This window comes from Streptomyces sp. RLA012 (assembly GCF_056270325.1).
This window is the reverse complement of the sequence record NZ_JBWDPA010000002.1, coordinates 5,486,843-5,505,470: the sequence shown is the minus strand read 5'-3', so window position 1 is coordinate 5,505,470 and position 18,628 is coordinate 5,486,843. Positions and strand designations below refer to the sequence as shown.

Annotated in this window: 16 protein-coding genes and 1 pseudogene; 6 read left to right on the top strand and 11 right to left on the bottom strand. The window is 71.5% G+C overall.

Annotated features, from left to right (window positions below; all coding sequences use genetic code 11):
- Nucleotides 1-12: 12 nt before the first annotated feature.
- The 5 genes from RV986_RS25130 to tnpA all read right to left on the bottom strand — a co-directional run bounded on the left by RV986_RS25130 (nt 13) and on the right by tnpA (nt 5,348).
- Nucleotides 13-2,190 (bottom strand): protein kinase domain-containing protein, encoded by a 2,178-nt coding sequence (locus RV986_RS25130; protein WP_475919554.1) that lies wholly within the window; start codon nt 2,188-2,190, stop codon nt 13-15.
- 140 nt (nt 2,191-2,330) lie between these two features.
- Nucleotides 2,331-2,642, bottom strand: a complete 312-nt coding sequence (locus tag RV986_RS25125) for a hypothetical protein (RefSeq protein ID WP_475919553.1) — start codon at nt 2,640-2,642, stop codon at nt 2,331-2,333.
- A 235-nt stretch (nt 2,643-2,877) separates the two neighbouring features.
- The gene (locus tag RV986_RS25120; protein WP_475919552.1) at nt 2,878-3,303 is read right to left on the bottom strand and encodes an organic hydroperoxide resistance protein; all 426 of its coding nucleotides are present in this window, start codon (nt 3,301-3,303) and stop codon (nt 2,878-2,880) included.
- Between the two features lie 108 nt (nt 3,304-3,411).
- Complete coding sequence (locus tag RV986_RS25115; RefSeq protein WP_475919551.1) at nt 3,412-4,476, bottom strand: hypothetical protein; 1,065 nt, start codon at nt 4,474-4,476, stop codon at nt 3,412-3,414.
- Between the two features lie 479 nt (nt 4,477-4,955).
- The gene (tnpA, locus tag RV986_RS25110; protein ID WP_475924420.1) at nt 4,956-5,348 is read right to left on the bottom strand and encodes an IS200/IS605 family transposase; all 393 of its coding nucleotides are present in this window, start codon (nt 5,346-5,348) and stop codon (nt 4,956-4,958) included.
- 25 nt (nt 5,349-5,373) lie between these two features.
- On the opposite strand from tnpA, the gene RV986_RS25105 reads away from it, so the two are divergent.
- Nucleotides 5,374-6,456 (top strand): RNA-guided endonuclease InsQ/TnpB family protein, encoded by a 1,083-nt coding sequence (locus tag RV986_RS25105; RefSeq protein ID WP_475919550.1) that lies wholly within the window; start codon nt 5,374-5,376, stop codon nt 6,454-6,456.
- A gap of 56 nt (nt 6,457-6,512) precedes the next feature.
- Here the strand turns inward: RV986_RS25105 and RV986_RS25100 are convergent, their stop codons facing one another.
- From RV986_RS25100 to RV986_RS25090, 3 genes are all read right to left on the bottom strand, one after another.
- Nucleotides 6,513-7,673, bottom strand: coding sequence for a serine hydrolase domain-containing protein (locus RV986_RS25100; RefSeq protein WP_475919549.1), 1,161 nt, complete (start codon nt 7,671-7,673; stop codon nt 6,513-6,515).
- Between the two features lie 132 nt (nt 7,674-7,805).
- On the bottom strand, nt 7,806-8,465 hold the full coding sequence (locus tag RV986_RS25095) for a response regulator transcription factor (protein ID WP_475919548.1): 660 nt from the start codon (nt 8,463-8,465) through the stop codon (nt 7,806-7,808).
- Between the two features lie 85 nt (nt 8,466-8,550).
- Nucleotides 8,551-9,843 carry a sensor histidine kinase gene (locus tag RV986_RS25090; RefSeq protein WP_475919547.1) on the bottom strand — a complete coding sequence of 431 codons (1,293 nt, stop codon included), beginning with the start codon at nt 9,841-9,843 and terminating at the stop codon, nt 8,551-8,553.
- Between the two features lie 211 nt (nt 9,844-10,054).
- Between RV986_RS25090 and RV986_RS25085 the strand changes: the two genes are divergently transcribed.
- The 4 genes and pseudogenes from RV986_RS25085 (at nt 10,055) to RV986_RS25070 (ending at nt 15,334) form a co-directional block, all read left to right on the top strand.
- Nucleotides 10,055-10,264, top strand: coding sequence for a hypothetical protein (locus RV986_RS25085; RefSeq protein ID WP_475919546.1), 210 nt, complete (start codon nt 10,055-10,057; stop codon nt 10,262-10,264).
- Nucleotides 10,261-11,028: an ABC transporter ATP-binding protein gene (locus tag RV986_RS25080; protein ID WP_475919545.1), complete on the top strand. Its 768-nt coding sequence runs from the start codon at nt 10,261-10,263 to the stop codon at nt 11,026-11,028. Before RV986_RS25085 ends, RV986_RS25080 begins: the two co-directional genes overlap by 4 nt.
- A 3-nt stretch (nt 11,029-11,031) precedes the next feature.
- On the top strand, nt 11,032-13,575 hold the full coding sequence (locus tag RV986_RS25075; protein WP_475919544.1) for an ABC transporter permease: 2,544 nt from the start codon (nt 11,032-11,034) through the stop codon (nt 13,573-13,575).
- Nucleotides 13,576-14,109: 534 nt separating this feature from the next.
- Nucleotides 14,110-15,334 (top strand): annotated as a pseudogene (locus RV986_RS25070) (RNA-guided endonuclease InsQ/TnpB family protein).
- 56 nt (nt 15,335-15,390) lie between these two features.
- Here the strand turns inward: RV986_RS25070 and RV986_RS25065 are convergent.
- From RV986_RS25065 to RV986_RS25055, 3 genes are all read right to left on the bottom strand, one after another.
- The gene (locus tag RV986_RS25065) at nt 15,391-16,206 is read right to left on the bottom strand and encodes a hypothetical protein (protein ID WP_475919543.1); all 816 of its coding nucleotides are present in this window, start codon (nt 16,204-16,206) and stop codon (nt 15,391-15,393) included.
- Between the two features lie 96 nt (nt 16,207-16,302).
- Nucleotides 16,303-16,935: an RNA polymerase sigma factor gene (locus RV986_RS25060; protein ID WP_475919542.1), complete on the bottom strand. Its 633-nt coding sequence runs from the start codon at nt 16,933-16,935 to the stop codon at nt 16,303-16,305.
- 588 nt (nt 16,936-17,523) lie between these two features.
- Nucleotides 17,524-17,937, bottom strand: a complete 414-nt coding sequence (locus RV986_RS25055) for a hypothetical protein (RefSeq protein ID WP_475919541.1) — start codon at nt 17,935-17,937, stop codon at nt 17,524-17,526.
- A gap of 170 nt (nt 17,938-18,107) precedes the next feature.
- Between RV986_RS25055 and RV986_RS25050 the strand changes: the two genes are divergently transcribed.
- Nucleotides 18,108-18,602, top strand: a complete 495-nt coding sequence (locus RV986_RS25050; RefSeq protein ID WP_475919540.1) for a DUF1877 family protein — start codon at nt 18,108-18,110, stop codon at nt 18,600-18,602.
- Nucleotides 18,603-18,628 lie beyond the last annotated feature (26 nt).

Below are 18,628 nucleotides of genomic sequence, written 5' to 3'. Positions count from 1 at the left end.
GGCGAACGCCCTCTAGAAGGCGATCACCGACACCGAGTCCGAGCCCTTGTTGGCCACGTAGACCTGGCTCTCGGCCGGGGACACCGCCACCCCCTCCGGGGAGTTGCCGACAGGGATGCCGTCCGCGATGTCGTTCGTCGCGGTGTCGATCTCGGACACCGAGTCCGATTTCCCGTTGGCCACATAGACCTCTTGTCCGTCCTGGGACACCACCACGCCCGTGGGCCGCTTCCCGACGGGGATGGGCCTGCCGACGGTGCGGTGCTTCGTGGTGTCGATCACCGACATCGAGTCCGAGCTGAAGTTGGTCACGTAGACCTGGTGGCCGTCCGGGGACACCGCCACCCCTGTCGGCCGCTTCCCGACGGGGATGGGGCTGCCGACGATGCGGTTCGTCGCGGTGTCGATCTCCGACACCGAGGCCGGCTTCATGCTGGTCACGTAGACCCGGCGGCCGTCCTGGGAGACCGCCACCCCCGCCGGGAAGCGGCCGACCCGGATGGGGCTGCCGATGGTGCGGTTCGTCGCGGGGTCGATCACCGACACCGAATCCGATTTCCCGTTGGCCACGTAGACCCGTCCGTCCCGCGACACCGCCACCCCCTCCGGGGTGTCGCCGACGGGGATGGGGCTGCCGATGATGCGGTTCTTCGTTGCGTCGATGACGGACACCGAGGCCGAGTCGTTGTTGGCCACGTAGACCCGGCGTCCGTCAGGGGACACGGCCACCCCCGACGGGGAGTTGCCGACGGGGATGGGGTCGTCCACGGTGCGGTTCGTCGCGGTGTCGATCACCGACACCGAGTCCGAGCTGAAGTTGGTCACGTAGACCCGGCGGCCGTCGGGGGACGCCGCCACCCCAGCCGGGGAGTTGCCCACCCGGATCGAGGTCAGTTCGGCATCGGAGGAGGGGGGCTGTGTCAGGTAGATACCGCCGCCCACCGCGGCCAGCGCCACCGCCGCCAGCCCCGCGATGAGCCTGGCCCGTCGGTGTCCGGGCCGTCGCGGGCGGGGCGGGAGCCGGGCCTCGTCACCTTCGTGCGTCGGCGGTCCCGGGGGCGGGCCGGCCGGTTCCTCCGGCTCGGCGGTCGGCACGTACTCGGCCGGCAGCATGTACTCGGACGGCAGCATGTGGTCAGACGGTGGCACGGGCTCGGCCGGTGGCACGGGCTCGGCCGGTGGCACGGGCTCGGACGGTGGTACGTACTCGGTCGGCGGGTCCGATTCCCAAGGACGCGGCGGCTTCGAGTCGGGGGGCTGATCGGGCGCCGACGCCCCCGCCGGGAGAGTCGGCTGCCGCACAGGGGACGACGGGTGGGGCTGGTCGGCTATGGAGGCGAGCCGCTGGGCGGCCTCGTCGCCGGCCATTCTCGCCGCGGGGTCCTTGGTCAGCAGCCCGAGGAGGACCGGGGTCAGCTCCGCTGCCCGGCGCGGCGGGGTGGGAGGCTCGAACTGCACGGCGTTCAGCGTGCTGAACATGCAGTCGCGGTCGAAGGGACCGATGCCCTCGACCGCGAAATACAGGGTGGCGCCGAGTGAGAACAGGTCGGCGGCCGGGGTGGGCGCCTTGCTCTTGGCCCGTTCCGGGGCCATGTAACGCACGGACCCGAGGACCTCCAGGGTGGCGGTCAGGCGGGCCTCGCCGGAACTCGGCTCCACCGCGATGCCGTAGTCGGTCAGCAGCGCCTGGCCGCCCTCCGCGGGGTGGGAGTGCTGCGGGCCGGGGTGGGCCAGAAGGATGTTGGCCGGTTTGACGTCCCGGTGCAGGACGCCGAGCCGGTGGCCCTCCAGCAGGGCGTCGAGCACCGCGAGCCCGATCCGGGCGACGTCGGCGGGCGGCAGCGGCCCGCGCTCGTGCACCACCGCCTCCAGATCCATGGCGCCGGGGACGAAGTCCATGACGATCCATGGCAGGCCGTCGTCCTCCACGATGTCGTGCACGGTGACGACATGGGGGTGGTTGCGCAGCCGGGCGGCGTGCCGCGCTTCGCCGCGGGCCCTCGCGATCCGGGTGCCCACCTCGTGTTCCGGGATGTCCGGCGGCAGGATGATCTCCTTGAGCGCGACCTCGCACGCCAGTTCCTGGTCGTAGGCCAGCCACACCCGCCCCTGGCCACCGGCGCCGAGCCGACGCAGGAGCCGGTAGCGCCCGGTGATCACGCGCTCGGCTGCCTCGTTCGCTCCTGTCATGGCTCCCTCTTCCAGGATGGGCCAGCAGGGGTCTTCGGCGAGCGGTAAAAGGCTTCCCTCCACGTATCGCATATCAGGCAAAGAGTGGCAACTCGCCCATCATTTCACGTTATGACTCAATTAGGGCACACGTTCGATTATCAGGCAAGCGGGACGCCCGTGTCGGCGGTGTGGTCGTCGTCGGCGCCCTCGTGGCTGTCCTTGTCGACGAAGAAGCTCGACGCGGCCGTGAGGGTGGAGGTGACGGCGAGCCGCACGGCCCATTCGCCGACGGCACTGTTCCCGACGGCGGAGGTGAGGGCGGGCTCGTCGAGCAGGGCGCTGCTCAGGGGCCAGGAGCCCGCACAGGTCAGCAGATAGATCCACAGCGGAGGTTGGTTGGGGGCGGTGACGACCGCGGCCGCGACGATCACGACCACGCTGAGTGCGACGGTGAGCGAAGTGATGTCCATGGCCATCAGCATTCCGTCGGCCGGACGGCGAGTCGTCGGCGCGGCGGAGGACTGGAGCCTCTACCGCAGGATAGAGACGCGCCCCCCGTAACGCGGGAGCGCGCGTCCTGCCGTCCTTGCGGGTGAGCGTGGTCGCACGACAGTGCCCGACGGCGCGGGGGCGGCCGTCGGGCACCGAGTCTCTCCGGGAGCGGTGACCGAGTCTCCTACGGGAGCGGTCGGGGCCTGGAGTCCCCTACTGAACTGTCGCCGTGAGGGTCACCTCGATGTTCCCCCGGGTGGCGTTGGAGTACGGGCACACCTCGTGCGTGGCCTTCACCAACTGGTCGGCGGTGGACTGCTCCAGACCGGGCAGGTGCGCGGTCAGCGACACGGCCAGGGTGAAACCGCCGCTGTCCGGCGCGAGCAGGCTCACCTTCGACTGGACGGTGGAGGCGCCCAGTTGGACCCCCTGCTGACCCGCGATCAGGCGGAGCCCGTTGTGGAAGCAGGCGGCGTATCCGGCGGCGAAGAGCTGCTCCGGGTTGGTCCTGTCCCCGCCGGGGCCGCCCATCTCCTTCGGGACCGCGAGGAGTTCGTCCAGGACGCCGTCGAGGGAACGGACCTCGCCGTTACGGCCGTCACCGGTCGACAGGGCCTCGGTGGTGTAGAGCGCAGGCATGTTGTTTCCCGTTCGTGAGTGCTACGGATGGTGGGCAGATGTGGGGCAGATGCGGGGTGGGTGCTCGGGCCGGTGCCTCTTCGGAACCGGCGGGTGCCGGGGGCGTGGTCAGCGCACGTTCACCTGGCGCAGGGTGAAGCCGTCGTTGGGCTGCCCGGCGAGCAGGGCGGCCAGGCCGCCGCTGAGTGCGTAGGTCGTGCCCCGGGGGCCGGCCGTGACGGCGCTGGTGACCGGGTCGGTGACGGTGTCGGTGACCGTGACGGTGGCGGTCTTCCAGCCGTGGCCGGGGCGTACCCGCTGGACGACGGCGGCCTGCCCGGTGAGCAGTCCGCTGCTGACCGCGGTGATCGATCCGTCCGGCAGGACCCGGATGCCCGCGGTGATGGTCTTGAGACCGGTGGAGAGCCGGACCTTGGCGGCCTGTTCGGGGTGGTGGACCGGCACGCGTACCAGGCTGCCGTCGGCCATGGCGACGATCAGGATGTTCCCGGGCATCCATGCGACGGCGCTCATGCCCACGTCGTTCAGGAAGCCGGGGATGTCCAGCTCTCCGGCCAGCAGGTCGTCGCGCAGGAGGACGGAGGCGTGTCCGTGGCGGTCGATGCGGAAGATCGTCGGGGTGAGTTCGTCGACGGCGTACGCGGTGCCGTCCGGAGCGATGGTCAGGTCGGACACCAGGTGCTGTTTGCCGTCGCCCGCGGCCTTGTTCAGGTCGGCGTACCACTGCCGGTGTCCGCTGTCGGCATCGTAGGCGGCGACCCCCGCGATCCGGAAGCGGGTGGCGGGTGTGGAGCGGTCGGCCAGTCCGTAGTCCACGTCGGTGGCCAGGATCCGGTTCCGCCGGGAGTCCACCCGGACGGCCTGTACGGACACCAGGTTCTTGTCGTCGACGAGGGTACGTACCGTTCCGTCCTGGCCGACGGAGGAGATGGTGCTGTGCGCCAGCGAACCCACCACGAACGTCCGGGAGTCCGGGTCGTAGTCCACGGAATGAGGGAAGACACCCGGACCCTTGGCGTCGACGGTGGGCGCCGCCGGAGAGGAATGGCCGTGGCCGGACGCGGTGGCGTACTGGCCGGGCGTGGCGTAGGCGCCGGTGGTGCTGGTCAGCGCGGCGCCGAGGGCCGTCATGGCGGTGAGGGCCACGGCGATCGCGGAAAGCTTCAGCCTCATGGGTCGTGCTTCCTTTCGAACTTTTGAGCTTTCGAGCTTTCGAGCTTTCGAACTTCGAGCTTCGAGGGCGCGGTCCGGCCTGGTGCTCCGTGCACCGCGTGCGGGGTGGGCCGGGATGCGGTGCTTCTGACCGGGCCCCGGTACGTCGGCGTCCTGCTCGTGGCTCCGAGTGTGCGGCCGTCGGGCGGTTCCAGCCTGCCCATGCCAGGGGCAGGCTGACCGGCGTCCTGGTGCCCGACGCTCGGCGTATGAACAAGAAGTCGCGGTTGGGGGAGTTCCTCAAGATGCGGCGGTCGCAGTTGCGGCCGACGGATGTGGGACTCCCGGATGTCGCAGAGCGCCGTCGCGTGCCGGGGCTGCGCCGCGACGAGCCGGCACAGCTCGCCGGGGTGGGCCTGTCCTACTGCACGCGGCTGGAGCAGGGGCAATCGCTCTCCCCGTGGCGTTCCCGGAGAGGTTCCCGGCGACAGGGTCACCCTCTACCGCACCCGCAGCGACGACTGGGCGGGCCGCTGGTGGCAGACCCTCACCTGGGAGCACATCCACTTGCTGGCGCGCCAGTAGTGGCGTACGAGGTCGGGGAACTCCTGGCGCAGGCGGCGGGAGGAGACGCCCTTGAGGGAGTTGACGAGCTTGGTGACGGTGACCTTGGGCGGGAAGTTCACCAGGAGGTGGACGTGGTTGTCCTCGCCGTTGAACTCCACCATCTCGCATGCGAAGTCCGCGCACACCGACCGCATGATCTCCTCCGTGCGCGTCATCAGATGGGTATCGGTGAACACTCGGTGCCGGAATTTGGTCACGAAGACCAAGTGGACATGCATCACAAAAGCACAGTGCCGGCCAGTTCTGATCTTCTGCATCTCACCGATAACCCAAGTACGTAGTGTGGCCGTCATGCAGCTTCGGTACGCCTTCAGGCTGTACCCGGAACCGGGCCAACGCACGGCGCTGGCCAGGGCGTTCGGGTGTGCCCGCGTCGTGTACAACGATGCTGTGCGCGCCCGTGAGGATGCCCGCGGGGCGGGCGAAGCCTTCCCCACGGCGGGTGTGCTGTCCCAGAAGCTGATCACCCAGGCCAAGCAGACACCCGAGCGGTCCTGGCTGGGCGAGGTCTCCTCGGTGGTGCTCCAGCAGTCCCTGCGCGACGCGGAGGCCGCCTACAAGAACTTCTTCGCCTCCCTCAAGGGCGGGCGCAAGGGCGCGAAGACCGGTGCGCCCCGCTTCAAGTCCCGCAAGGACAGCCGTCAGTCGATCCGCTTCACGGCCAATGCCCGCTGGTCGGTCACCGTGATCAAGGACGCGGCCCGGATGCCCGGCACCGGCCAGACGGTCGGCATCGACCTCGGCCTCATCCACTTCGCCGTCCTCTCCGACGGGACGAAGATCGACAGTCCCCGGTTTCTGCGCCGGGCGGAGAAGAAACTGAAGAAGGCCCAGCGGGAGCTGTCCCGCAAGCAGAAGGGATCCAGGAACCGGGAGAAGGCCCGCCTCAAGGGCGCCCGCGCCCACGCGAAGGTGGCCGACGCCCGTCGGGAGTTCCACCACCAGCTCTCCACTCGGCTGATGCGCGACAACCAAGCGATCGGCGTGGAGGACCTGGCGGTCCAAGGACTCGCACGCACCAGGCTGGCCAGGAGTGTCCACGACGCCGGATGGTCGGCGTTCGTGCACATGCTGGAGTACAAGGCGGCCCGGTACGGGCGGACTCTGGTCAGGATCGGCCGGTTCGAGCCGACCTCCCAGACCTGCTCGGCCTGCGGTGTCAAAGACGGCCCCAAGCCCCTGAACGTCCGGGAATGGACCTGCACCGCCTGCGGCACCCTCCACGACCGGGACCACAACGCCGCGAAGAATGTCAAAACGGCCGCCGGACTGGCGGTGACAGCCTGCGGAGCGCCGGTAAGACCAGGACTTGTCCCGGCACAGCGCGAAGAAACAGGAAGCCACGGATTCCCGCCCGAACCCCGTGCCGCGTAGCGGCACAGCAACGATCGAGAAGGCCGGAATCCTCGGGCTTCAGCCCGAGGAGCAAGTCAATTCCGTTCGGCGGCGCAGAGTTCCGTGTCGATCAGGGCGTTCTGGGCCGACTCCGTGGACAGGTCGGACGCGCCGTCGCCCGTCGCCTCCAGGACGACGGTCCGGCGGCCGTCCGCGCTGACCCCGTCCCGGGTGGTGTAGCCGGACAGGTCGCCGGCGTGGCTGTAGTAGACGCCGCCACAGGACAACGGGATCTCCATCAGACCCAGGCCGTAGCGCGCGCCGGGCCAGACGGGGTCCAGGGACGCGGCCCGTACGGTCGTCTTCATCTCGGCCAGCTGGGCCGGGTGCAGCAGCCTGCCGCCCAGGAGCGCCGAGAAGAAGCGGGTCAGGTCGCCGGTCGTACTGATCATGGCACCGGCCGACCCGGCGGCCGACGGGTTGAAGTCGGTGACGTCGATGGTCGGGCCGGTGCCGCCGAAGTCGGAGTAGCCGTGCAGGTGCGGGCCGGGGATGCGGGAGGAGGTGTCGGGTGCGGAGGTGTCGCGCAGGCCCAGCGGACGGATGACGCGCCGGGTCACCTCCTGCTGCCAGGTGTGGCCGGTGGCCTTCTGGATGATCATTCCGGCGAGGATGTAGTTCGTGTTCGAGTACTCCCACTGGGTGCCCGGCGCGAAGTCCGGCGCGTGCCGCATCGCGATCCCCACGAGTTGCCGCGGGGTCCACGTGGTGTACCGGCCGGCCTGGAAGTCGTCCACGGTGGTGATCGCGGGGAAGTCCGCGGTGTAGTTGAACAGCCCGCTGGTGTGGTTCAGCAACTGCCGTACGGTGATGGCGCTGCCGTCGTTGCCGTTTCCGTCCACCACGCCGGGCAGCCAGTGTTCGACGGTGTCGTCCAGCGAGACGCGTCCCTCGCCGACCAGTTGCAGCATCACCGTGGCGACGAAGGCCTTGGTGCTGCTGGCGATCCGGAACCGGTCGGTGGCGCGTGCCGCTCGCCCCGTGGCGGTGTCGGCCACCCCGGCGGTGGCGTACCGCCGTCCGTCCGGGCCCGTCGACTGGGCCACGACGCCGACGGTTCCCGTCTTCTGGATGGCGTTCACGCTCTCCTGGAGCGTGCGCTGCCGGGACTCGGTGGCGCTCGCGGCGGGCGTCGCGAGGCCGAGGCCGACGGCGGCCAGCATGGTCGTGGACACTAGGTGACGGATCGTCATCATGGGCTGTCTCCTTGCGAGTTGGTGAGTCGTCGCACCGTGCTTGCGGTGTGCTCACCAACCTAGGAAAAAGACACGCGACCAACGATCCAGCCCGCGGGCCGGTCCGCCGTACAGCCTGCTGTACCGCCGTGCTCAGGCCAGCCGCCGCAGATCCTCCAGATACCGCAGCACGGCCGCGACCCGCCGGTCCACCTGGTCCGTCGGCGACAGGTCGAGCTTGGCGAAGATGCTGCGGATGTGCTTGTGGACGGCGCCGTCGGTGACGACGAGGCGTTCGGCGATGGCGGAGTTGCCCAACCCCTCGGCCATCAGGGCGAGTACGTCCCGTTCGCGGGGGCTGAGCCGCTCCAGACGGGTGTCCTGGCGCGAGCGGGTGAACAGCTGGGCGACGACCTCCGGGTCGATGGCGGTGCCACCGGCGGCCACCCGCCGCAGCGCGTCCAGGAACTCCTCCACCCGCCCCACCCGCTCCTTGAGCAGATAGCCGAGGCCGCTCACACCGCCGCCGAGCAGCTCCGTGGCGAAGCTCTGCTCGACGTACGCGGACAGCACGAGCACCGCCAGGTCGGGCCGCCGGCGCCGGGCCTCGACCGCGGCGACGATCCCCTCGTCGGTGTGGGTCGGCGGCATCCGTACGTCGAGGATGGCGACGTCCGGCTTGTGCGCGTCGATGGCGTCCAGCGCCTCGTCGGGGGTGCCCGCGGTGGCCACCACGTCCAGCCCCTCGGCGCGCAGCAGCAGGGCGAGCCCCTCGCGCAGCAACGGGTCGTCCTCGGCTATCACGATCCGCATGTCAGGCTCCGCATATCAGGCTCCACAGGTCGGGCTCCACAGGTCGGGCTCCGCTTGTCACAATCCACAGCTCAGGCTCCGCTCGTCACGATCCGCAGGGAAGATCCACTTTCAGGACGGTCGGGCCGCCGGGCGGGCTGGTCAGGGAGAGACCGCCGTCGTGCGCCGCGATACGGCGACGGATGCCGGTGAGTCCCGAGCCGCCGTCCTCGTCGGCGCCGCCCCGGCCGTCGTCCTCGACGCACAGCAGGAGCCGGCCGCCGCTGCCGCGTGCCGTGACGGTGGCGTGCTCGGCGCCGCTGTGCTTGGCGATGTTGGTGAGGGCCTCGGCGACGACGAAGTAGGCGGTCGCCTCGACGGAGGCGGCACAGCGTTCGGGCACGTCCACGTCGATCCGGCAGGGCACCGCGCAGTTCGCGGCAAGACCGGAGAGCGCGCCCGCGAGCCCCCGGTCGGCCAGTACCGGCGGCAGGATGCCGCGCGCGACCGTACGCAACTCGGCCAGCGCCTGTTCGGCGGCGGACTGGGCGCGTTCGAGGAGTTCGTCGGCGCCGGCCGGGTCGCGGGCCACCATGCGGCGGGACGCCCCGATCAGCACGGCGACGGAGACGAGCCGGTTCTGGGCGCCGTCGTGCAGGGAGCGCTCGATGCGCCGCAGTTCGGTGGCGTGGGCGTCGAGGGCGGCGGCGCGGGTGGCGGTCAACTCCGCGACGCGCAGGGAGAGATCGACGTCGGGACCGGCCGTCAGGAGCCGCCGCCCGGGCTCCGCCTGCAGCCGGGCCATGCCGGGAGTCAGCCCCAGGATGATGGCGATCCAGCCCACGCCCAGCAGCGCCACGGCAAGGGCGTCGGGCCAGGTCTGCGCGTTGCCGATGCCCAGGGATGTGGCCGTCGTGTTCTTGGGCATGAACGTCCAGTACAGCGGGAAGGCGCTGTCCCGCACGGCGGTGATCGGCAGCAGGACGCCGAGCAGCCCGAGCAGCGCGCCCACCGTGGCGTGCCGGACCAGCCAGCGCAGCTCGCGCCGGGTGGTGGGGTCGACAAGGGCGAGCCGCAGCCGGGTGGGCGGGGGCTCCGGGGCGACGACCTCGGGACCCCGGCGGGCGAGCCGGTCGCGTTCCCGTCCGGCCAGGGCGTGCAGGGTGCGCAGCAGCGCGGGCGCCATGAGCAGCCCCACCCCGACCACGCTCGTCGCGGCGGTGACGGCCAGCCACAGCAGCAACAGCAGGGCGAGCAGGGCCGTGTTGAGCCCGGAGGCGAGCTGGGCGATCGCCTGGCCGGCGGCGCTCAGGGTCCGTAGGGCGATGTCCTTGAAGCTCTCGCGGCTCTCGCGCCGGATCGCCGCTCCACCGCCCGCCTCGCTCGTGCTGGCTGTCATGCGAACGACCCTATGCCGTACGTCAGTTCTTCGTGGGCGGAGGGAGGGGGAGTACAGCCTGCTGTACCTCGAACCGGGCGGGCTGCGGGATCGGCCGCGAGGGGTGCTGATCCATAGCGTCGGTGACGACAGCGGGAACGGCGGAACGGCACAAGTCCACCGCACCGGACCACCGCACAAGTCCACCGCACACGATCACGGGAGAAGCCCCATGCAGAACACGACGACCCCCGATCCCGACCGGCTCAGCTCCGGGGACATCGCCCGCACCCTGCTCTGGACCGTGGTGGTGGCCAGCACGCTCACCAACATGGCGGCCTCCTTCGGCGGCGCCGACACCTGGGTGCACCTGGTGTGCGGCGCGGTCACCGTCCTGTGCGCGGGCATCCTCGTTGTGCGCAACCTGCGGGGCCGTCGATGAACGCCGCCCACGCCGCCGCCCACGCCGCCGCCCACGCCGCCACCCTCGCCCCCGCCATCGCCCTGGAGGGCGTCAGCAAGGCGTACCCGGGAGGCGTACGCGCCCTCGACGACGTGTCGTTGACCGTGGAACGCGGCACGTTCCTCGCCGTCATGGGACCGTCGGGTTCCGGCAAGAGCACGCTGATGCACTGTGCCGCCGGGCTGGACTCCCCGACCTCGGGCAGCGTCCGCATCGACGGCCACGAGATCGCCGGGCTGAACGAGACCCGCCGTACCGAACTGCGCCGGGAACGCGTCGGGTTCGTGTTCCAGGCGTACAACCTGATCCCCTCCCTCTCCATCGAGGACAACATCACGCTGCCGCTGCGGCTGGCGGGACGCACCGCGGACCGCGACTGGCTGCGGACGCTGGTGGAGCGGGTCGGGCTGACCGACCGGCTGACCCACCGCCCGGCCGAGCTCTCCGGCGGCCAGCAGCAACGGGCCGCCGTGGTACGGGCGTTGGTGGCCAGGCCCGCCGTCGTGTTCGCCGACGAACCGACCGGCGCGCTCGACCTGCGCAGCGCCCACGAGGTCCTCGACCTGCTGCGCGACCTCGTGGCCGACCTGCACCAGACGGTGGTGATGGTCACCCACGATCCGGCCGCCGCGGCCCGCGCGCACCACGTGCTGGTGATGGCGGACGGCCGGGTGGTCGAGGCCCTCAAGGCGCCGAGCGCCCCCGAACTGGCAAGCCGCATGGTCGCGTTGGGAGAGGTCTGAGTCATGTTCCGTCTCGCGATACAGATGGTCGGACACCGCGTCACCGCGCTGATCGCCGTGGCCTGCGCGGTCCTCGGCGGCGCGGCACTGATCACCGCCACCGGCGTCCTGGCCGAGTCCGGCCTCCGCTCCCACCTGCCTGCCGGCCGGCTGGCCGGCGCGTCCGTCATCGTCGCCGCCGACCAGGAGTTCCACCCGGCCGGCAACCTGCCGCTCGCGCTCCCGGAACGTCGTAGGGTCCCGGCCCGACTCGTCGGCGAACTGGCGGAGCTGCCCGGAGTCACCGCGACGGTCGGCGACATCAGCTTCCCCGCCGCCCTCGTCGACGCCCACGGGCAGGTCGTACCGGCCAAGGATCCCCAGGTGTCGGGGCACGGCTGGTCCTCGACGAAGCTGCTGGCCGGCGCGCACGTCACCGGCAGCGAGCCGAACGCCTCCGACGAGATCGCCGTGGACAGCGCCACCGCCGCCACGGCCGGGATCAAGCCCGGCGACCGGGTGCGGGTGGTGGTCAACGCCCGCCCCGCCACCGGCTACCGCGTCTCGGCCGTGGTCGACGCGCCGGACGCGGGCGTCTACTTCGCCGACACGACCGCCGTACGACTGTCCGGTCTGTCCGGTCTGTCCGGTCACGCGGATCGCGTCGACCTGGTGGGCCTGCGCACCGCGCCCGGCGCGGAGGAACGGGTCGCCGCCGAGGTCCGTACGAAGCTGAAGGGCACCGGGCTGCGAGCCGTCACCGGAGCCGAGCGGGGCGACACGGCCGCGCCCGGCGCCGGTGCGTCCCGCTCGCTGCTGGTGCTCCTCGCCGGTTCGCTCTCCGGGATCATCGTGCTGATCACCGGGTTCGTGATGGCGAGCGCGCTGGCCGTGTCGATCGCCGGACAGCGCCGCGACCTGGCGCTGATGCGGGCCGTCGGCGCGACCCCGAAGCAGATCCGCCGCCTGGCCGCCGCCCAGTCCACCGTCGTCGCGGCCGTGGCCGTGGCACCCGGCGTGGGCCTCGGCTACCTGCTCGCCGGCCAGTTCCGCCGCCTGCTCGCGGACCGCGGCGTCATACCGCCCGAACTCCCCCTGACCTTCAGCCCGTTGCCCGCCCTCGCGGCGATCCTCCTGCTGGTCCTGGCCGTCCAGGTGTCGGCCCGCTGCTCGGCCTGGCGCACCTCGCGGATGCCGGCCACCGAGGCGGTCGCCGAATCGCGCAGCGAGCCCCGCAACCCGTCGCGGACCCGGACCCGTATCGGCGTGCTCGTCATCGTCGTCGCGATGGCCATGTCGGCGCTGCCGCTCTTCTCCCGCACGGTCATCGGCGCCACGGCCACCTCGATCGCCGGCATCTTCGGGGCGATCGGCCTGGCGCTGGCCGGCCCGGCGCTCGTGCGGGGCATCGGCGGCGCGGCGGCCCGTGCGACGCGGTACGGCGGATCCGCCCCGACCTGGCTGGCGATGGCCAACCTCCGCGCCTACGCCCTGCGCAACGCGGGCATCGTCAGCACCCTGGCCATGGCGGTCGTGTTCGTGCTGACGTACACCTTCACCCAGACCACCGTGCTCGCGGCCACCGCCCACGACACCCGCACCGGCACCCTCGCCCAGCAGCGCCTGAGCGCACCGGGCCTGGGCGGACTGCCCGCCGGCACGCTCGCCGCCGTACGGAGGACCGCCGGAGTGAAGGCCGCCGCACCCGTCGGCACGACCACCGTGGTGTGGCAGTACCAGCAGTTCGGCGACCCGGCGGCCGAGTCGGGTTCCGCGACGATCCTCACCCCGGACGCGGCGGGCGTCCTCGACCTCGACGTACGGGACGGCGGCCTGGACCGCCTCACCGGCGCGACCGTCGCCGTCAGCAGCGACGTCGCCCACTCACGCTCCGCGACGGTGGGCCACCGGGTGAGTCTGATCCTCGGCGACGGCACACAGGTCGACGCCAAGGTCGTCGCCGTCTACGGCCGCGGCCTCGGCTTCGGCACGGTGGTGCTGTCCCACGACCTGGCGGCCGGCCACACCACGACGGCACTCGACCAGTCCCTCCTGATCCGCACGGACGGCACGGCGGCGGCCCGCCAGAACCTGACGGCCCTCGCGGCATCCAGCCCGGGCCTGACCCTGTCGCCCGCGAACTCCCCGTCCACCGGCGGCCTGAAGGACGCCCCGCCCGAGGTGTGGATCAACCTGGCCACCATCGTGGTCCTGCTCGTCTACCTCCTCCTGAGCATCGCCAACAAGCTCGTCGCGGCCACCGCTCAGCGCAGGGTCGAGCTGGGAGCCCTCCGCCTCAACGGCACCACACCCCGTCAGATCCGGTCGATGATGCGCCGCGAGGCCGCGGTGACCGCCGCCACCGCGCTCGCCACCGCCCTGCTGCTCTCCGCCCTCCCCCTCGCCCTCCTGGGCCAGGGCTTCCTCGGCCGCCCCTGGCCCGCGGGCCCCGCCTGGCTCCTGCCCGGCCTCGCGCTCACGGTCACGGTCACGGCCTTCCTCACCATCGAACTCCCCACCCGCCAGGCACTGCGCACACCACCCGCCGACGCCATTCGCGCCCACTGAGCCGGACGACGAACGGGCCGTATCCCTTCCGTCCCGAACGGACGGGCCGACATCCCCGGGCCGGCATGGAAAGCGGGGCCTCAGGGTGCCGGGATCGCTTTCGGATTCGCCCGGGCGCGGGGCGATCATGTCGAGGACAGCAAAAAGGCCCGGGTCGCTGACCTGGGCCTCTGCCATGGAGCGGGTGACGAGAATCGAACTCGCACCCTCAGCCTGGGAAGCGACGGTGCTTGTCGGCTGCTCGGCGACAGACCAGCGTGTGGTCGTTGTGCCGTCGCCGTTGCGCCGGCCCGATCGCACCGCTGGTGACCGTGGTTGTCCGCCCTCACGGGTACGGATGGGGCACGGCGGGGGCTACCGGGATTCATTCGCAGTGCATCGGGCTTCAGTCCGGTGGTGAAGCGAATCTCGTGACCGCGGCGCGGTGCGTCGCGGTGTCGTTCCGGCGGAGCCGGACAGTGCGGTCACCGGGGGTGAGGTGGGGAACGGGTGTTCCCGGCGACAGCCGGTATGGCTCGTTCTTACGATCCTCGTATGCAGCTTCGGTACAGCTTCCGCCTGTACCCGGACACGGCCCAGCGCACCGCGCTGTCGAAGGCGTTCGGGTGCGCCCGCGTCGTGTTCAACGACGCCGTGTACGCCCGCGAGAGCGCCCGCAAGGCCGGGAAGCCGTTTCCGAAGATCGGCGAGCTGTCCATACGGCTGATCACCCAGGCGAAGCAGACCGTGGAGCGGTCCTGGCTGGGCGAGGTCTCCGCGGTCGTTCTCCAGCAGTCCCTGCGCGACGCCGAGGCCGCCTACAGCAACTTCTTCGCCTCCCTCAAGGGCACCCGCAAGGGGCCCAGGACCGGTGCGCCGCGGCTCAAGTCCCGCAAGGACACCCGCCAGTCGATCCGGTTCACCGGCGAACGCCCGTTGGAAGATCACCAACAGCGGACGGCTGAACCTGCCGAAGATCGGGGCGGTGAAGGTGAAGTGGTCCCGCACGCTGCCCACCACCCCCACCTCGGTCACCGTGGTCAGGGATTGCGCCGGGCGGTACTTCGCCTCCTTCGTCATCGACACCGGCCCACAGGCGGATGCCGAGCGGATGCCCGCCACCGACCGCACCGTCGGCATCGACCTCGGCCTCACCCACTTCGCCGTTCTGTCCGACGGTACGAAGACTGACTCCCCGCGGTTTCTGCGCCGCGCGGAGAAGAAGCTGAAGAAGGCCCAGCGGGAACTGTCCCGCAAGCAGAAAGGTTCGAAGAACCGCGAAAAGGCCCGGCTCAAGGTCGCTCGCGCCCACGTCAAGGTCACCGATGCCCGCCATGAGTTCCACCACCAACTCTCCACAAAGCTGATCTCCGAGAACCAAGGGATCGCCGTGGAGGACCTGTCGGTGACGGGACTGGCACGCACCAGGCTGGCCAAGTCCGTCCACGACGCCGGCTGGGCCTCATTCGTGAACATGCTGGAGTACAAAGCACAACGGTACGGACGGACCCTGATCAAGATCGGCCGGTTCGAGCCGACGAGTCAGGTCTGCTCCACCTGCGGCGTCAAAGACGGGCCCAAACCCCTCGACGTGAGGGAACGGACCTGCGCCGCCTGCGGCACCGTCCACGACCGGGACCTCAACGCCGCGATCAACATCAAGACGGCCGCCGGACTGGCGGTATCGGCCTGCGGAGCGCCGGTAAGACCAGAACTCGTTCTGGCACAGCGCGAAGAAACAGGAAGCCACGGATTCCCGACCGAACCCCGTGCCGCGTAGCGGCACAGCAACGATCGAGAAGGCCGGAATCCTCGGGCTTCAGCCCGAGGTGCAAGTCAATTGTGCTTCCCGTTGGCCTTCCCGCCGCTTGCCTGGCCGTTTCCGGCCGCGTTGCCCGTGCCGCCGCCGTTGTTGCCGGAGGTGCCGTTGCCGGAGGCGCCGACGTTCCCCGCCTTGCCGTTGCCGGAGGCGCCGGCGTTCCCCGCCTTGCCGTTGCCGGCGGTCGTGCTCGGCGTGGCGGTCGCCCCCGCCAGCTGCTCGGAGCAGTATGCGGCGACCTTGTCCTTCCCGCCGGCGGCCGTGACGAGTCGCTGCCAGGCTCGCGAGTCGAGCGCCTTGCCGCGGTCCTTGACCTGCTCGTAGGCGCGGCAGTGGGCTTCGGTGTCCTGGGCGGTGGCCGGGCGGTCCGTCGGTCCGGGGCCGCCGGAGGACGCCGACGAGGCCCCACCGCCCGGCTGGTCAGGGGCGACCGCCGACGGGTGCGCGGTCCCGCGTCCGGCACCGGCACCGGCACCGTCCGTGGACGAGCCGACGGAACCGATGGTCGCGAACGCCACCCCACCCAGCGTGAGGCTGGCGAACACCACGCCGAGCGTCATCTTCACAGGACGCCCGGCACGCCGCTCCGCGGGCAGCCGCCAGTCGTCCCGGCGCCGGGTGCGCGCCCGGCGCGCGCCTGCGTCATGGGCGGCCCGGAAGGCGGTCAGGGCCCGCTGCTCGGCCTCGGGGTCGAGATGGCCTCCGCGGAGGACGGCGCCCAGCTCCGTTTCCAGCGTGGCGGCGTCACGTACCTCCCACGGGTCGGACGCGGCGCCGCCAGGGTGCACACGTCGACGGCCCGGAACTCCGTCGCCGCCCTGCCGTTCACCCATGTCCGCTTCCGTTCCTGTTCGACCGGTTCGACCGGTTCGATTCGTTCGACGTTCCGGGTCTGCTGCCTGTCCGTCGGTCACTGTTGCCGTCGTCGTTCATTTCGGCTCCCCCAGCGTTGGGGAAGCCTCATTCGTCACACCCTCGTCCGCTTCGCCGGCGACGCCCAGCTGGCGGGCGAGGCGTTTCAGGCCCCGGTGGGCGGCAGTGCGCACCGCTCCCGGGCGCTTGCCGAGGACGCGTGCGGTGGCGGGACCGTCCAGGCCGACGACGACCCGCAGGAGCACGGCCTCGGCCTGGTCCCGCGGCAGCCCGTGGACCAGTTCCAGCGCCCGCTCGGTGGACAGGGACTCCAGGGCCTCGTCATGAGTGCTGTGCCGGCTGGGCAGGTCCAGTACATCCTGTTCGGTCCCTCCTGGCCGGGGCCGTACGCGCTGGCGGCGCAGATGGTCCAGCGCCCGGTGCCGGGCGATGGTCGAGGTCCAGCCGCGGAACCCGGCCCCGTCCCCCTTGAAACGGCCGAGGTCACGGGCGATCTCCAGCCAGGCGTCGGAGGCCACGTCCTCCGCGTCGTCGCCGACCAGGCCGCGCAGATAGCCGAGCAGGCCCGGCTGCACGAACCGGTAGGCGACCGCGAAAGCGGCCTCGTCGCCGTCCTGGGCCCGCGCGACCGCCGCGCCCAATTCCCCGTCGTACGCCTGTACACGCCGGGGTTGCCGTACCTGGCCCAAGACTGTCCTCGTTCGTACCGGGTTCATGGCGAGTGCATGCCGCCCGCCGTGCTCCGGTCGCATCGACGGCCCCATGATGACCAGCGTCTGTTCTCACAGAAATGTCACAACGTCTCAGGCGCCCCTTCACGTCGTCGCCGGCGCCCGCCGCCCGGCCGCCGAGGACGCGAGGGCCGGCGCGGCAGCTTCGGCAGAGCCGCGCCGCGCCGGGCACGCGTGTCCGCGCCGGGCACGCGTGTCCGCGCCGGGGCATCCGGGGCCGCCCGACGGCTCCTCGGCACCCCGTGGATCCGGTGTGCGCAAGTCGCGGCGCGACCGGCACTGTCCCGGTCGGGTGATGTTTCGCGCCGGCCATCCGCTGGGTGAGTGCCGGGGCCGGGTTCGGTACCGCGCAGGCAGAGGGCGCCCGTCCACCGGACGCCGACGCCGCACCCCACGGACCTCTCTCCGTGCCGCTCTTCACTCCCCCCCCCCGTGAGCGGCACGGAGAGGGACGGGGCGGCCGGGACCCCGCCGACCGCACGGGGTTCCGGCCGCCCCACGCACGTATCGGGCCGGTGGCGGGCGGCCCGGCGCGGATCACGGACCTCACCGCGGCCGCCGATCCCGGGGTTCGGGTGCGCCCGCCGTCGCGTCGCGGCACAGCAGCCGCAGCGAGCCGTGTCCGGTGAAGCAGCGGCGGGCCTCGTCGATGGGGTTCCACAGCCGTCCCTCGGCCGTGCGGATCCAGTGGTCCCCGTCCGCCTCCCACCACTCGGCGCCCGCCTGGCGGACGATCACCTCACCCGTATACGCCCCGAAGCCGCGCAGCACGCTCTGCACGGCGGCGTAGGGCGTGTCCTCCCGCCGCAGGTCGTCGATCATCCGGTCGACGCGCCACAGGCTGGATGCCGAGTAGTCGAGGCGCAGCCGTGCCCCCTCCCGCATCGTCGCCACCGTGTCCGCCGCCCACCGCACGGGCCTGGCCGCCGCATGGGGTCTCGTCTCCTGCTCTGTCGTCACATTCGAAGAGAGCGAGGTCGGCGGTCGATCCGTTACCCGGTCACGGGGGGATTCCCGGCAACCGGCGCGGTACCGCCCCACCCCCGCGCGCACGACGGTCGAGCTGTCTTCCCCAAACGGGGTCCGTCGGGCCGCGTAATGCTTCGGCGCCCCCGTGCGCTCCCTCTGGCATGAGTACGTACCTCCGTCTGCGAGCGGTGCCGCCCCCCGCACTGCGCAACAGCACGACCTGGTTCGAACGGCTCTTCGAGGACGACTCGGAGACCGTCCGGCACCGGGTCGGCCGGCACTGTGAAGAGGAGCTGGACAAGCGTTATCTGGACCAGGAACGCATCTACGCCGGCGCTCCCCCGCATCGTGCCGAGGACCGGCCCCAGACCCAGGTGGTGCTCGGTGGCCGGCCGGTGTTCCGCGCCGACCGGCGCAAGCCGCCGTTCCTGGTGCTGACGGCGGCCCAGGCCCGCCGGGTGGCCGGGTTCCTGGCGATGGCCGACTTCGACGCGCTGTGGGATTTCGCCCGCGCCGAACTGCTGCCGCGCTACGGCGGCGTGACCGCGGAGCCGGAGACGTGGCATGCGTTCGCGGTGGCGCACCGGGAGTTGAGGGCGTTCTACGCACAGACGGCCGAGTACGGGGACGCGGTGGTGAAGTGGCTGCCGACCTGAGGCGCGCGAAGGGCGCGGATCCGGAA

Coding starts and splice junctions, on each gene's coding strand:
- RV986_RS25080 (WP_475919545.1), top strand. CDS start 10,261: ATGAACGCCGCCCACGCCGCCGCCCACGCCGCCGCCCACGCCGCCACC.
- RV986_RS25050 (WP_475919540.1), top strand. CDS start 18,108: ATGAGTACGTACCTCCGTCTGCGAGCGGTGCCGCCCCCCGCACTGCGC.
- RV986_RS25115 (WP_475919551.1), bottom strand. CDS start 4,476: ATGAGGCTGAAGCTTTCCGCGATCGCCGTGGCCCTCACCGCCATGACG.
- RV986_RS25085 (WP_475919546.1), top strand. CDS start 10,055: ATGCAGAACACGACGACCCCCGATCCCGACCGGCTCAGCTCCGGGGAC.
- RV986_RS25100 (WP_475919549.1), bottom strand. CDS start 7,673: ATGATGACGATCCGTCACCTAGTGTCCACGACCATGCTGGCCGCCGTC.
- RV986_RS25095 (WP_475919548.1), bottom strand. CDS start 8,465: ATGCGGATCGTGATAGCCGAGGACGACCCGTTGCTGCGCGAGGGGCTC.
- RV986_RS25065 (WP_475919543.1), bottom strand. CDS start 16,206: ATGGGTGAACGGCAGGGCGGCGACGGAGTTCCGGGCCGTCGACGTGTG.
- RV986_RS25090 (WP_475919547.1), bottom strand. CDS start 9,843: ATGACAGCCAGCACGAGCGAGGCGGGCGGTGGAGCGGCGATCCGGCGC.
- RV986_RS25075 (WP_475919544.1), top strand. CDS start 11,032: ATGTTCCGTCTCGCGATACAGATGGTCGGACACCGCGTCACCGCGCTG.
- RV986_RS25125 (WP_475919553.1), bottom strand. CDS start 2,642: ATGGACATCACTTCGCTCACCGTCGCACTCAGCGTGGTCGTGATCGTC.
- RV986_RS25130 (WP_475919554.1), bottom strand. CDS start 2,190: ATGACAGGAGCGAACGAGGCAGCCGAGCGCGTGATCACCGGGCGCTAC.
- RV986_RS25105 (WP_475919550.1), top strand. CDS start 5,374: ATGCAGCTTCGGTACGCCTTCAGGCTGTACCCGGAACCGGGCCAACGC.
- RV986_RS25120 (WP_475919552.1), bottom strand. CDS start 3,303: ATGCCTGCGCTCTACACCACCGAGGCCCTGTCGACCGGTGACGGCCGT.